This window comes from Aquabacterium sp. (assembly GCF_041909175.1).
Classification (GTDB): domain Bacteria; phylum Pseudomonadota; class Gammaproteobacteria; order Burkholderiales; family Burkholderiaceae_C; genus Aquabacterium.
The window spans coordinates 158,022-171,783 of sequence record NZ_JAYRDZ010000007.1 but is presented as its reverse complement, the minus strand read 5'-3'; the positions used below and the strand labels follow the sequence as shown (position 1 = coordinate 171,783).

16 protein-coding genes are annotated in these 13,762 nt (G+C 66.1%); all 16 read left to right on the top strand.

All coding sequences use genetic code 11. The annotated features are described in order from the left end of the window. Positions 1–183: 183 nt before the first annotated feature. Genes ACE3PH_RS12245 through hypE form a run of 16 tightly spaced genes read left to right on the top strand, consistent with a single transcriptional unit; the run spans position 184 to position 13,743 of the window. Positions 184–1,269: a hydrogenase small subunit gene (locus tag ACE3PH_RS12245; protein WP_374319342.1), complete on the top strand. Its 1,086-nt coding sequence runs from the start codon at positions 184–186 to the stop codon at positions 1,267–1,269. A 3-nt stretch (positions 1,270–1,272) separates the two neighbouring features. After that, positions 1,273–3,063, top strand: a complete 1,791-nt coding sequence (locus tag ACE3PH_RS12240) for a nickel-dependent hydrogenase large subunit (protein ID WP_374319340.1) — start codon at positions 1,273–1,275, stop codon at positions 3,061–3,063. A gap of 12 nt (positions 3,064–3,075) precedes the next feature. Next, positions 3,076–3,780, top strand: a complete 705-nt coding sequence (gene cybH / locus ACE3PH_RS12235) for a Ni/Fe-hydrogenase, b-type cytochrome subunit (RefSeq protein ID WP_374319338.1) — start codon at positions 3,076–3,078, stop codon at positions 3,778–3,780. A 52-nt stretch (positions 3,781–3,832) separates the two neighbouring features. Continuing rightward, positions 3,833–4,447 (top strand): HyaD/HybD family hydrogenase maturation endopeptidase, encoded by a 615-nt coding sequence (locus ACE3PH_RS12230; RefSeq protein ID WP_374319335.1) that lies wholly within the window; start codon positions 3,833–3,835, stop codon positions 4,445–4,447. Between the two features lies 1 nt (position 4,448). Beyond that, the gene (locus tag ACE3PH_RS12225) at positions 4,449–4,754 is read left to right on the top strand and encodes a HypC/HybG/HupF family hydrogenase formation chaperone (RefSeq protein WP_374319333.1); all 306 of its coding nucleotides are present in this window, start codon (positions 4,449–4,451) and stop codon (positions 4,752–4,754) included. Further along, positions 4,751–5,224, top strand: a complete 474-nt coding sequence (locus tag ACE3PH_RS12220) for a hypothetical protein (protein WP_374319331.1) — start codon at positions 4,751–4,753, stop codon at positions 5,222–5,224. Before ACE3PH_RS12225 ends, ACE3PH_RS12220 begins: the two co-directional genes overlap by 4 nt. Beyond that, positions 5,221–6,096: a hydrogenase expression/formation protein gene (locus tag ACE3PH_RS12215; protein ID WP_374319329.1), complete on the top strand. Its 876-nt coding sequence runs from the start codon at positions 5,221–5,223 to the stop codon at positions 6,094–6,096. The genes ACE3PH_RS12220 and ACE3PH_RS12215 overlap by 4 nt, the downstream gene beginning before the upstream one ends. Then, a complete protein-coding gene (locus ACE3PH_RS12210) occupies positions 6,093–6,305 on the top strand; it encodes a rubredoxin (RefSeq protein WP_374319327.1) in 213 nt (70 codons plus the stop codon). Before ACE3PH_RS12215 ends, ACE3PH_RS12210 begins: the two co-directional genes overlap by 4 nt. Before the next feature lie 4 nt (positions 6,306–6,309). Beyond that, complete coding sequence (hybE, locus tag ACE3PH_RS12205; protein ID WP_374319325.1) at positions 6,310–6,786, top strand: [NiFe]-hydrogenase assembly chaperone HybE; 477 nt, start codon at positions 6,310–6,312, stop codon at positions 6,784–6,786. Further along, positions 6,783–7,682, top strand: coding sequence for a hypothetical protein (locus ACE3PH_RS12200; protein WP_374319323.1), 900 nt, complete (start codon positions 6,783–6,785; stop codon positions 7,680–7,682). Before hybE ends, ACE3PH_RS12200 begins: the two co-directional genes overlap by 4 nt. Then, a complete protein-coding gene (gene hypA, locus ACE3PH_RS12195) occupies positions 7,675–8,016 on the top strand; it encodes a hydrogenase maturation nickel metallochaperone HypA (RefSeq protein WP_374319321.1) in 342 nt (113 codons plus the stop codon). Before ACE3PH_RS12200 ends, hypA begins: the two co-directional genes overlap by 8 nt. Before the next feature lie 26 nt (positions 8,017–8,042). Continuing rightward, on the top strand, positions 8,043–9,038 hold the full coding sequence (gene hypB, locus ACE3PH_RS12190; RefSeq protein WP_374319319.1) for a hydrogenase nickel incorporation protein HypB: 996 nt from the start codon (positions 8,043–8,045) through the stop codon (positions 9,036–9,038). Positions 9,039–9,071: 33 nt separating this feature from the next. Continuing rightward, positions 9,072–11,393: a carbamoyltransferase HypF gene (hypF, locus tag ACE3PH_RS12185; RefSeq protein WP_374319317.1), complete on the top strand. Its 2,322-nt coding sequence runs from the start codon at positions 9,072–9,074 to the stop codon at positions 11,391–11,393. Next, entirely contained in the window at positions 11,362–11,577 is a 216-nt protein-coding gene (locus ACE3PH_RS12180) for a HypC/HybG/HupF family hydrogenase formation chaperone (RefSeq protein WP_374319315.1), read from the top strand. Before hypF ends, ACE3PH_RS12180 begins: the two co-directional genes overlap by 32 nt. Further along, entirely contained in the window at positions 11,574–12,698 is a 1,125-nt protein-coding gene (gene hypD / locus ACE3PH_RS12175) for a hydrogenase formation protein HypD (protein ID WP_374319313.1), read from the top strand. The genes ACE3PH_RS12180 and hypD overlap by 4 nt, the downstream gene beginning before the upstream one ends. Further along, the gene (gene hypE, locus ACE3PH_RS12170) at positions 12,691–13,743 is read left to right on the top strand and encodes a hydrogenase expression/formation protein HypE (RefSeq protein ID WP_374319311.1); all 1,053 of its coding nucleotides are present in this window, start codon (positions 12,691–12,693) and stop codon (positions 13,741–13,743) included. The genes hypD and hypE overlap by 8 nt, the downstream gene beginning before the upstream one ends. The last annotated feature ends 19 nt before the right edge of the window (positions 13,744–13,762 follow it).

Below are 13,762 nucleotides of genomic sequence, written 5' to 3'. Positions count from 1 at the left end.
CCTGGAATTCAATCTTCCACCCAGGCCGAATGTGTGACAAAACGATGTCCACACACTGCTGAAAGTCACTGCCACCCCACGCGTTAAGTCCTTGATTCACATCAGGTTTCCTTTTTCCCCAGCAATGGCATGGCGTTTGCACAAACGCACCGCCCGTCCACAAGACGACTAGGGGACAAAAAAGTGACCGAAACCTTTTATGAAGTGCTGCGCCGTCAGGGCATCACCCGACGCAGCTTCCTGAAGTTCTGCAGCCTGACCGCTACCTCACTGGGTCTGGGCAGTGCTGCAGCCCCGCGCATCGCCCATGCGCTGGAAACCAAACCTCGCACGCCGGTGATCTGGCTGCACGGGCAGGAATGCACGTGCTGCTCGGAATCCTTCATCCGCTCGGCCCACCCGCTGACCAAGGATGTGGTGCTGTCGATGCTGTCGCTCGACTATGACGACACCCTGATGGCCGCCGCCGGGCACCAGGCCGAAGCGATCATCGAAGAGGTCAAGAAGAAGTACAAGGGCAACTACATCGTGGCCGTGGAGGGCAACCCGCCCCTCAACGAAGACGGCATGTTCTGCATCCACGGTGGCCGCCCCTTCGTGGAAGTGCTCAAGGAAACCTGCGCCGACGCCAAGGCCGTGATCAGCTGGGGCGCCTGTGCCTCGTATGGCTGCGTGCAGGCCGCCAAGCCCAACCCCACACGGGCCACCCCCGTGCACAAGGTGATCTCCGGCAAGCCCATCATCAATGTGCCGGGCTGCCCGCCCATTGCCGAAGTGATGACCGGCGTGGTGACCTACATGCTCACCTTCGATCGCCTGCCGGAACTCGACCGCCAGGGTCGCCCCAAGATGTTCTACGGCCAGCGCATCCATGACAAGTGCTATCGCCGCGGTCACTTCGATGCCGGCCAGTTTGCCGAAGCCTGGGACGACGAAGGTGCACGCAAGGGCTACTGCCTCTACAAGATGGGCTGCAAGGGCCCGACGACGTACAACGCCTGCTCCTCCATGCGGTGGAACGGCGGCGTCAGCTGGCCGGTGCAATCCGGCCACGGCTGCATCGGCTGCTCGGAAGACGGCTTCTGGGACAAGGGCAGCTTCTATGACCGCGTGACCTCGGTCACGCCGTTTGGCGCCGAACACACCGCCGACACGATCGGCAAGACCGCCGCCGGCGCCGTGGGTGCAGCGATCGCTGCCCACGCAGCGGCATCGGCCCTGGCGCGCGCACGCCAGAAGACCGGCGAAACCGAGCATCAAGGGGAATAAGGCATGGCATCGTATGAAACCCAGGGTTTCAAGCTCGACAACTCTGGCAAGCGCGTGGTGGTGGACCCGGTGTGCCGGATCGAAGGCCACCTGCGCGTCGAAGTGAACCTCGACAGCAGCAACGTCATCCGCAACGCCGTCTCCACCGGCACGATGTGGCGCGGTCTGGAAGTGATCCTCAAGGGCCGTGACCCGCGTGACGCCTGGGCCTTCACCGAACGCATCTGCGGCGTGTGCACCGGCACCCACGCGCTGACCTCCGTGCGCGCCGTGGAAGATGCCCTGGGCATCATGATCCCTGACAACGCCAACAGCATCCGCAACCTGATGCAGTTGACGCTGCAGGTGCATGACCACCTGGTGCACTTCTATCACCTGCACGCCCTCGACTGGGTGGACGTGGTGTCTGCCCTGAAGGCCGACCCCAAGGCCACTTCGGCCCTGGCGCAGAGCATCTCGTCATGGCCGCTGTCGTCGCCAGGCTATTTCCGCGACGTGCAGAACCGGCTCAAGAAATTTGTGGAATCGGGCCAGTTGGGCCCCTTCATGAACGGTTACTGGGGCAACCCGGCCTACAAGCTTCCGCCGGAAGCCAACCTGATGGCCGTGGCCCACTATCTGGAAGCGCTGGACTTCCAGAAGGACATCGTGAAGATCCACACCATCTTCGGCGGCAAGAACCCTCACCCGAACTGGTTGGTTGGCGGTGTGCCTTGCGCCATCAACCTCGACGGCGTCGGCGCTGTCGGGGCCGTCAACATGGAGCGGCTCAACCTGGTCAAGAGCATCATCGACCGCTGCATCGAGTTCACCGAACAGGTCTACATCCCCGACCTGATCGCGATTGCCAAGTTCTACAAGGGCTGGCTGTACGGTGGCGGCTTGTCGTCGAAGAACGTGCTGTCGTACGGCGACATCCCCGACAAGGCGAACGACTACTCGGCCAGCAACCTGCTGCTGCCGCGCGGCGCCATCATCAACGGCGACCTGTCGACCGTGCACGAGGTGGACCTCAAGGACGTCGACCAGGTGCAGGAGTTCGTGGCGCACTCCTGGTACAAGTATCCGGACGAGACCAAAGGCCTGCACCCCTGGGACGGCATCACCGAGCCCAGCTTCGTGCTGGGCCCCAACACCAAGGGCACCAAGACCAACATCAAGGAGCTCGACGAAGGCGGCAAGTACTCCTGGATCAAGGCCCCGCGCTGGCGCGGTCACGCGATGGAAGTCGGCCCGCTGTCGCGCTACATCATCGGCTACGCCCAGAAGAAGCCCGAGTTCAAGGAGCCGGTCGACGCCCTGCTCAGGGAACTCGACGCGCCGGTGACCGCCCTGTTCTCGACGCTGGGCCGCACCGCCGCGCGTGGGCTGGAATGCCAGTGGGCCACCCACAAGATGGCCTATTTCTTCGACAAGCTCATGGCCAACCTCAAGGCCGGCGACCTCAACACGGCCAACATCGAGAAGTGGGACCCCAGCACCTGGCCCAAGGAAGCCAAGGGCGCCGGTTTCACCGAAGCCCCGCGTGGCGCGCTCGGTCACTGGATCAAGATCAAGGACACCAAGATCGACAACTACCAGTGCGTGGTGCCGACCACCTGGAACGGTGGCCCGCGTGACCACAAGGGCCAGATCGGTGCGTTCGAAGCCTCGCTGATGGACACCCCGGTGGCCAAGGCAGACGAGCCGCTGGAAATCCTGCGCACCCTGCACTCGTTCGACCCCTGCCTGGCCTGCTCGACCCACGTCATGAGCCCGGACGGTCAGGAAATGTCCAGCGTCAAGGTCCGCTAAGGAGGGCTGATCATGCTTTCTCATCGCGACATGCAGGAGGCCGAGCGGCGTGGCCGACAGGTCCGCTCGATCTATGTGTACGAGGCGCCCGTGCGCCTGTGGCACTGGGTCAATGCGGCCGCTGTCACCACGCTGGCCGTCACCGGCTACTTCATCGGCAAGCCCTTGCCAACCATGCCAGGCGAGGCGGCCGAGAACTTCCTGCTGGGCTACATCCGCTTTGCGCACTTCGCTGCGGCCTACATCTTTGCGATCGGGCTGCTGGGGCGCATCTACTGGGCCTTCGTCGGCAACAAGCACGCACGCCAGATCTTCATGCTCCCCATCCTGAACAAGGCCTGGTGGAGCGAGGTCTTCTTCGAGGTGCGCTGGTACATGTTCCTGGAAAAGCACCCCAAGAAGTACGTGGGCCACAACCCGATGGCCCAGCTGATGATGTTCTTTTTCTTCACGGTGCTGGCGGTCGGCATGGTGTTCACCGGCTTTGCGCTGTACAGCGAAGGTGCCGGCGTAGGCACCTGGAGCGACCAGTTGTTCGGCTGGGTACTGCCTCTGTTGGGCGGCTCCCTGCAGACACACAACCTGCACCGCCTGGGCATGTGGATCATGATGTCCTTTGCCGTGGTGCACATCTATGCGGCCATCCGTGAAGACATCATGAGCCGCCAGAGCCTGATCTCGACCATGATCTCCGGCTGGCGGATGTTCAAGGACTGATCGACCGACTGTGACCTCGTCCCCGGGGCATTTGTTTCTACGGACCTCTGCCATGAATTCCAAACGCATCCTCGTGCTGGGTATCGGCAACCTGCTGTGGGCAGACGAAGGCTTTGGCGTGCGTTGTGTCGAATCGCTCAACGCCGACTGGACCTTCCCGGCACACGTCACCCTGATGGATGGGGGCACCCAGGGCCTCTACCTGCTGCCCTATGTGCAGGAGGCCGACTGCCTGCTGGTGTTCGACGCGGTCGACTACGGCGACCCCGCGGGCACCTTGCGCGAAGTGGTCGGCGACCAGGTACCCCGTTTCATGGGCGCCAAAAAGATGAGCCTGCACCAGACCGGTTTTCAGGAAGTGCTGATGGCTGCCGAACTGACGGGCAAGCTGCCCGCCGAGCTGGTGCTCATTGGCGTGCAGCCTGAAGAGCTCGAAGACTACGGCGGCAGCCTGCGCGACGCGGTCAAGGCCCAGATGGCGCCGGCCATCGACACCGCCCTGACCTGGCTGCAGCGCTGGGGTGCCGAAGGTCAACGCCGCACCGAGCAGGAAACCCTGCTGACCGACCGCGCGCTGGCCATGGACGTCTACGAAGGCGAGCGCCCCTCTGCCGATCAGGCCTATCGCCTGGGCGATGCCCGCTTCCTCAACATGGAGGCGAACTGAGATGTGTCTGGGCATCCCCGTTCAGGTCATCGAGTCGGGTGAGCACTTTGCGCGCTGCCTGGGCCAAGGTGGGCAGGAGGTCCGCGTCGACCTGGCCCTGGTCGGTCCGCAGGCGCCGGGCACCTGGCTGATGACCTTCCTGGACGCCGCACGCGAGGTGATCTCGGCCGACCACGCCCGCATGGTCAACGATGCCCTGGCCGCGCTGCAAGCCGCCGAGCGTGGCGAAACCAATTTCGACGCCTTCTTTGCCGACCTCGACAGAGAACCCCAACTGCCTGAATTCCTCCGGAAGGCACACCCATGAATCTGAATTTCACTGCCGGCCCCACCTCGCTGGACAGGCTGGACACGGCCATCGAGCGCATGGTGCACAAGCACGGTTTCCAGCGCCTGAGCAACGACACACCCGATCTGCCGGCAGGCCTGGCCGTGCTGCTGCTCACCGATGACCCGCAGCGCAACCTTGAATTCCTCGATGCCTGCGTGATCCTGCCGGAAGCCCTCAAAGGCCTGCCCGAACAAGTCACCAAGCTGGTGTCCGGCCCCGACCACACCCCCACCCTGCTGCAGCGTTACGGCGTGGCATTTCGTGGCCCCGCCGTGGTCTTTCTGCGCGACGGGCAATACGTTGGCGTGCTGACCGGCATCCGCGACTGGGGCGAGTACCAGGCTGAAGTACAGCGCCTGCTCGCCATGGCCCCCAACGACAGCAGCATCCAGAAACCCATCGGCATCCCTGTGCGTGTCGAAACCCGTCAGGGAGCCTGTTCATGAACGTCAACGGCATGCCGCCCACCATGCGGCCCTTCCCGATTTCCGTGGTCGCTGTCGGCCCCGGCTCGCAAGACACCGATGGCCCGGACTACCTGCCCATGCCCAAGGGCATGGACACCTTCTCGGCGCCCCGCCTGCCGGAAGATGCCAGCCAGGAATCGCTGCAACGCGCCGCCGACCTGCTCACCCGATTTGTCGACGACGCCGAGCGCAGCGGCTTCGGCCGCGCGCCGACACTGGATCTGACCAGTCTGGACGCCGGCACCCGCAACGTCATCAACCAGTCGATGGGCTTTGGCGAGGTCAGTGCCTTCACCAGCGGTGACACCCAGTGGCGCGTGCAGGAAACGGCGTTCGCCGGCATCTGGCGCGTGCTGCAGGTCAGCCCCCAGGGTCAGATCACCCTGGACCGCCTGGAAACTGGCACCATCCCGCAGGTGCTGCGCGATGCCATGACGGGCACGGCGCAGGCTGAACTGGCTGCCCCGGCCTTTCCGGAGGGCACCATGAACAGCCCTGCCCTGGTCGAAGAGATCCGCCAGCGCGCAGCCAGCTATGCCGACGGCCAGAGCGCCCACGTCATCAACCTGACCTTGCTGCCTGTCAGCGACGCCGACCTCGACACGCTCTACCACTGGCTGGGTCACCGCGATGTGTCCATTCTTTCGCGTGGCTATGGCAACTGCCGCATCACCAGCACGCACCTGCGCAACGTCTGGTGGGTGCAGTACTTCAACAGCATGGACACCTTGATCCTCAACTCGATCGAGGTGGTGGACATGCCGGAAGTGGCCCTGGCTGCACAGGAAGACTTCGATGACTCGATCGAACGCCTGCGCGAATACCTGGACGTGATGGTCGACCCGGTATGAACACGCCCACCCGATTTGAAGGGGCCTATCAGGATCTGGCCCCGGGCGACAAGCTGGAGTGCAGCATCTGCTGGTGGGTGTATGACCCCGAGCAGGGTGACGACAGCCGAGGCATCCCGCCCGGCACGGCGTTTTCAGAGCTGCCGACCGACTGGTGCTGTCCCGGCTGCGACGGCCCGCGCCACAAGTTCCTGAAGATGGTTGAGTGACCCTGTGAAGATCTGGGACCTGGACCCATCGCCGCAACTGGAGGCCCTGTTCCGCCACGTGGCCGAGACCCGCATGGCCGGCTTGCCCATCCTGAACCCGGCCCTGCAGGTCGAAGCCGTGGGCTTTCGGCGTGCGGCGGACGGGCATTGGGTGGGGGCCATGGTCACGCCCTGGTCGCTCAACCTGCTGCGCCTGTGCGGCCAGGCTGAAGGCTGGCCTGACTGCCCGACCGGGGCCAAGCTGGAGTGGGACTTCGCCTCCGGCCATTACGAGTTCATGGTGGCCGACGAAGCCCAGATCGGCAGCTACCACCTGTGTTCCCTGTTTTCTCCGATGTCCGAATTCGATTCACATGAGCAGGCCCGCCTGACCGCCGAGGCGGCCATGGCCGCACTCGATGAGCCCAAGGCGGCCCCCGCGTCGCCGGCGGCGACCACGCCCCCGCCCAGCCGTCGCCGTTTTCTGGGGTTGGGCGCATGAATCTGGCTGGCTCCCTGCTGGTGACGGCCCGCGTTCAGGACGGCCACATCCAAGGCTGTGACGTGGCCCTGTCGCGGCCCGACCTCACGCGGCTGTTCACGGGTCGATCGGCCTATGCTGTCGAGCAACTGGTGCCGGGGCTCTATGCCCTGTGCGCCCAGGCCCAATGGGCCACGGCAGCCCTGGCCCTGGCCTCGGCCCAGGAGCAACCGCTGCCGCCTCAGCGCACGCAGGCGCTCTGGCACGAGTTGCTGCACGAAACCCTGTGGCGCCTCTTGCTGGACTGGCCCGCTGCTGTGGGGCTCGAGCTGGCCCGCCAGGCCTTTGCCGACTGGCGTCGCCAGCGCGAGCAGGACACCCGGGGCCAGATCACCCAGGCCTTGCTGGATGGCCCCCTGGCCGCACTGGTCGAGCCATGTGCGGCACGCCTGCCCGACGATGGTGGAACAGTGCCCCCCGCTCCCGCCGCCCTGTCGCCCGAATCATGGTGCATGCACTGGGTGGGTGGTGCCTGGACGCCTCCCGAACGCCACACGGTGACGTCCATCCGAGGTGCCTTCCTGTCACGCGTGCAAGCCGCCCACGATGCGGCCCGTGCACTCGCAGAACAACGCCCCTACCCCGTGGCCAACTGGGGGGAGGCACCCCATGGCATCGCGCAGTCCCTGACCGCGCGGGGGGTGCTCACCCATGCCGCGACAGTGGAAGACAGTCGGGTGACCCGCTATGCCATCTGGGCCCCCACGGATCACCATTTCGCCAACCCGCAAGCCATCGACCGCCTGCTGGCCGGACAGGCCGTGAACGACCTGGCTCATGCACGCCAGCTGCTGGGCCAGGCGGTGCTCGCGCTGGACCCCTGCCTCCCGTACACTCTGGAGCTGCAGCATGCATGAAATGTCACTCGCCGAAGGCGTCCTTCAGTTGGTTGAAGACACGGCTCGCCGGGAAGGGGCCCGGCAGGTCAGCCGCGTCATTGTCGAAATCGGTGAGCTGTCGTCGGTCGAGCCGGAAGCCCTGCGTTTCTGCTTCGACGTCGTGACCCGTCACAGCGTGGCCGACGGCGCCGTGCTCGAGATCATCGACGTCCCCGGCACGGCCTGGTGCCTGCCCTGCGGCGCCTCGGTTCGAATCAATGAACGGTATGGAGCCTGCCCGCAGTGCGGCAGCCACCAGGTGCAACCCACCGGCGGCACCGAGATGCGGGTCAAGGAAATCGAGATCGCCTGAGCGATCGTTGTGCAGGAGACAAGACCATGTGTACAGTTTGCGGCTGCAGTGCAGGCGAAGTGAAGATCGAGGGTGATGGCCACAGCCACACCCATGTGCATGCGGATGGCACGGTGCACACGCACAGCCATGATCACGACCATGAACATGCGCACGCCCACCCCCATGAGCCGGGACATGAACACGGTCATGCGCATGACCATGGACACCCCCATGACCACGACCACCACCACGGCCAGGACCTGGACTTCGGCGCTGGCCCTGCCCGTGCGCACGTGCCCGGCATGAGCCAGGCCCGCATGGTGCAGATCGAGCAGGACATCCTCTCCAAGAACAACGCGTACGCCGATGCCAACCGCGGCTGGTTCGACGAACACGGCGTCTTCACGCTCAACCTCGTGTCGAGCCCCGGCTCCGGCAAGACCACCCTGCTGGTCAAGACCATCGAGCAACTCAAGGGTGAGGTCGAGATCGCCGTGGTCGAGGGTGACCAGCAGACCGCCAACGACGCCGAGCGCATCCGTGCCACGGGTGTGCCGGCCTTGCAGATCAACACCGGCAAGGGCTGCCACCTTGATGGTCACATGGTCGGCCATGCCATGCATCGGCTCCAGCCCGCCGAGGGTTCGCTGTTCCTGATCGAAAACGTGGGTAACCTGGTCTGCCCCGCCGCGTTCGACCTGGGTGAGCACCACAAGGTCGCCATCCTCTCGGTCACCGAAGGGGAGGACAAGCCCCTGAAGTACCCCGACATGTTTGCAGCCGCCGATGTGATGCTGCTCAACAAGTGCGACCTGCTGCCCTACCTGCAGTTCGATGCCGATCTGGCCGAAGCCAACGCCCGCCGCGTCAACCCGCACCTGACGATCTTCCGCGTATCGGCCACAACAGGCGATGGCATGGCGGCCTGGCTGGACTGGATCCGCGCCGGTCTGGCAGCCCAGCATGCCAAGCGCCACGACCACGTCGACGCACTCAAGGCCCGCATCGCCGAGCTCGAGCGTCAGCTCGCCGCGCGCTGAAGCCAGCACACCGAGCCCGGGGCGAAGATGGACGTGCGGCATCTGCGCATTCGCGGTCTGGTTCAAGGGGTGGGGTTTCGCCCCTATGTGTGGCAACTCGCCCGTGAATTGAACCTGGCCGGCTGGGTGCGCAACGACGGCCAGGGCGTGTCACTGGCCGTCGGCGGTGAGGCGCTCGCGCGCTTTCTGCACAGGCTGCCGGCTGAATTGCCGCCGCTGGCCCGCATCGACGCCATCGAAGACGCCCCACCCGCCTCCGATGTATCCTGGCCCGTCACGGGCTTTGCCATCCTGGACAGCGTGGGCGGCGAGGTCCACACCGCCATCGGCCCCGATGCGGCCATCTGCCCGGACTGTGCCGCCGACATCTGCCAGCCAGAAGGGCGCCGCTGGCGCCACGCTTTCGCCACCTGCACCCATTGCGGGCCGCGTTTCACGGTGAGCCGCAGCATCCCGTACGACCGCGCGCGCACCAGCCTGGCACCCTTTCCGCTGTGCCCGGCCTGCGAGGCCGAATACCGCAACCCCGCTGACCGCCGCTTTCATGCCGAAACCACCTGCTGCCCAGTCTGCGGCCCGCACCTGAGCCTGCTGGATGCACAAGGGCATCCCGTACCGGGTGACCCGATCGAGCAGACGGTGGCCCGGCTGCGCGCCGGGCAAGTGGTGGCCATCAAGGGCCTGGGCGGTTTCCACCTGGCCTGCGATGCCCGCCAGCCCGAGGTGGTCGCCCAGTTGCGTGCGCGCAAGCACCGCGAAGCCAAGCCCCTGGCGGTCATGGGGCTCAATGCCGCATCGCTGCAATCGGTCGCGCACATTGGCCCGGCCGACGCGCACCTGCTCGACAGCACGGCGGCGCCCATCGTGCTGTGCCCACGCGGCCCGGCCGAGCTCGACGGCATCGCCCCCGGGCTGAGCCACCTGGGGGTGATGCGCCCGGCCACGCCCTTGCACCTCTTGCTGTGGCATGAAGCCGCGGGGCGCCCCGCGGGTACCGACTGGCTGACCCAGCCACACCCGCTGCTGCTGGTGATGACCAGCGCCAACCCCCACGGCGAGCCGCTGGTGCGCGACAACGATGAAGCCCTGAGCCGACTGGCTGGCCTGGCAGATGCTTTCCTGCTGCACGACCGCGACATCGTGGTCCGCTGTGACGACAGCGTGGTGCGGGCCGATGCCGCTGGCCCCACCCTGCTGCGCCGGGCCCGGGGGCATGTGCCCGCACCGCTGCCGCTGCGGGATGAGGGCCCCACGGTGCTCGCCCTGGGCGCCTACCTGAAGAACTCCGTGTGTGTGAGCCGGGGGCAAGCGGCCATCCTCTCGCAGCACATTGGCAGCCTCGACAACGCCGCCGCCGTGGCTTTCCAGGAAGAAGTGGCCGACCACCTGCTGCAGATCCTCGATGTGCGCCCCGACGTGGTGGCACATGACCTGCATCCCGATGCGCCCTCGACCCACCTCGCTGCCACCCTGGCCGCACGCTGGCAGATCCCGGCCATTCCAGTGGCCCACCACCACGCCCACCTGGCCGCGCTGTGTGCCGAACACGGGCTGAACGGCCCGGTGACGGGCCTGGCGCTGGATGGCGTCGGGATCGGCCCTGACGGCGGGGCCTGGGGTGGTGAGTTGCTGCGTGTGGACGGCGCCCGCTGCGAACGACTGGGCCACCTGCACGCCCTGGCCTTGCCCGGTGGTGACCGTGCGGCCCGCGAGCCCTGGCGCATAGCCATCTCGGCCCTGCATGCGGCAGGCCTGCATGACGAGGTGGACGCCTGGGCCGCCCGACACGCCCCCGCGCGAGATGCCCGCGCCCTGTACAGGCTGCTGGACAAAGGCCTGAACTGCCCCCGCACCAGCAGCCTGGGACGCTGGTTTGATGCCGCTGCAGGCCTGCTGGGTGTGCGCGATGCCAATCTGTACGAAGGCCAGGCCGCCATGGAACTGGAAAGCCTGGCCGCGCAGCGCGGTGCCGTCCCACCGCTACCGGACGGTTGGCGCCTGGCAGACAGCACACTGGACCTGCGCCCCTTGCTGACCGCCCTGCTGCATGAAACGGACCCAGCCCATGGCGCCGCCCTCTTCCACAGCACCCTGGCAGCCGCGTTGGCCGACTGGGCCCGCACGGTGGCGGCACTGCAGCCGGGTGATGCTCTGCTGCTGGCCGGCGGCTGCGCACTCAACCAGGTGCTGGCAAGCCAACTGCGCCAGCACCTGCACACCCACCACATCGGGCTGATTCAGGCCCACCTGGCACCCCCGAACGATGGGGGCATCGCCCTCGGTCAGGCCTGGGTTGCCCGCCATGCATACAAGGAGATGAGCAATGTGTCTCGCGATACCGGCGCAGGTCGTTGAACTGCGCGAAGCCGATCAGGCCGTGGTGGATCTGGCCGGCGTCCGCAAGGAGATTTCCCTGGCCCTGGTCGAGGATGTGGCCGTGGGCGACTACGTGATCGTGCACGTGGGCTACGCGCTCAACAAGCTCGACCCCGACGAGGCCGCGCGCACCCTGCAACTGTTTGCCGAGATCTCGTCATGAAGTACATCGACGAATTCCGCGATGGCGAGGTCGCAGGCAAGCTGGCCCAGGCCATCCGTCAGGAGGCCGCCCCGGCACGCCGCTACCATTTCATGGAGTTCTGTGGCGGGCACACGCATGCCATCTCGCGCTATGGCGTGAGCGACCTGCTGCCCGACAACGTGGTGATGATCCACGGACCGGGCTGCCCCGTGTGCGTGCTGCCCATCGGGCGCATCGACCAGGCCATCCAGATGGCACTCGACCACGGCGTGATCCTGTGCACATATGGAGACTGCCTGCGCGTGCCGGCCTCGGACGGACTGTCCCTGCTCAAGGCCAAGGCCCGCGGCGCCGATGTGCGCATGGTCTACTCCAGCGCCGACGCCCTGGCACTGGCCCAGAAGCACCCTGACCGTCAGGTCGTCTTCTTTGCCATCGGCTTCGAGACCACCACCCCGCCCACCGCCGTCGCCCTCTCGCAGGCCAAGGCGCTGGGGGTATCGAACTTCTCGGTGCTGTGCTGCCATGTGCTCACCCCTGCTGCCGTCACCAGCATCCTGACCTCGCCCGAGGTGCAGGAGCTCGGCACCGTGGTGCTCGATGGCCTGGTGGGGCCGGCCCACGTGTCCACCATCATCGGCAGCGCACCCTACGAGTTCGTCTCGGAGCGCTTCCACCAACCGGTGGTGATCGCCGGCTTCGAGCCGCTGGATGTGATGCAGGCCATCCGCATGCTGATCCGCCAGGTCAACGAAGGCCGCGCCGAGGTGGAAAACGAGTTCTCGCGGGCGGTGACCCGTGATGGCAACCGCAAGGCGCAGCGTCTGGTCGATGAGGTGTTCGAGTTGCGCGAAACGTTCGAATGGCGCGGATTGGGCGAGCTGCCCCATTCGGCGCTGCGCATCCGCGAGGCCTATGCCGACTTCGATGCCGAACGGCGCTTCCCCACACCCTACCGCTCGGTGCCCGATCACAAGGCCTGCGAGTGTGGCGCCATCCTGCGCGGAGTCAAACGCCCGCAGGACTGCAAGATCTTCGGCACCGTCTGCACACCCGACAACCCCGTGGGCTCGTGCATGGTGAGCTCGGAAGGCGCCTGTGCGGCGCACTACACCTATGGACGCTACAAAGATGTCTGAACCCCGCAAGCACTACGTCCGGCCGCTGGACCTCCGTTCAGGCCGTGTCGACATGGCCCATGGCTCGGGTGGCCGCGCCATGGCGCAACTCATCGAAGAGCTCTTCGCGCGCCATCTGGGCAACGACTACCTCGCCCAGGGCGACGATGGTGCGGTGCTGCCGCTGCCGCATGAAGGCCGCCTGGTCATGGCCACCGACTCGCATGTCGTCTCCCCCTTGTTCTTCCCCGGGGGGGACATCGGTTGCCTGTCGGTGCACGGCACCATCAACGACGTGGCGGTCATGGGGGCCCGCCCGCTGTACCTGTCGGCTGCCTTCGTTCTGGAAGAAGGTTTCCCGCTGGCCGATCTGGCGCGCATCGTCCAGAGCATGGCGGCTGCCGCCAACGAAGCCGGTGTGCCCATCGTCACCGGCGACACCAAGGTGGTCGAACGCGGCAAGGGCGATGGCGTCTTCATCACCACCACAGGCGTCGGGGTGGTGCCACCCGGCCGTGCGCTGTCGGGCCGGCGAGCCCAGGTGGGCGACGTGATCCTGCTGTCAGGCACCATGGGTGACCACGGCATGGCCATCATGGCCGAGCGGGAAAGCCTGGGCTTCGAAGCGCCCATCGTGTCCGACACGGCCGCCCTGCATGGCCTGATCGACACGCTGCTGGCCACCGGGGTCGACATCCATACCCTGCGCGACCCAACACGCGGCGGTGTGGCCACCACGCTCAACGAGATCGCCCGCCAGGCAGGCGTCGGCATGATGCTGCAGGAAAAGGCCCTGCCGGTGACCCGACCAGTCGAAGCCGCCTGCGAACTGCTGGGGCTCGACCCGCTCTACGTGGCCAACGAAGGCAAGCTGCTGGCCCTGTGCGCAGCAGATGATGCCGAGCGCCTGCTCGCCGCCATGCGCAGCCACCCGCTGGGGCGCCATGCCGCCGTCATCGGCACCGTACACGAAGACCCTCATCACTTCGTGCAGATGACCACCACGCTCGGCGGTCGGCGTATCGTTGACTGGATGTCTGGCGAGCAACTGCCCCGCATCTGCTGATTTGTGGCAGGCTATCGAC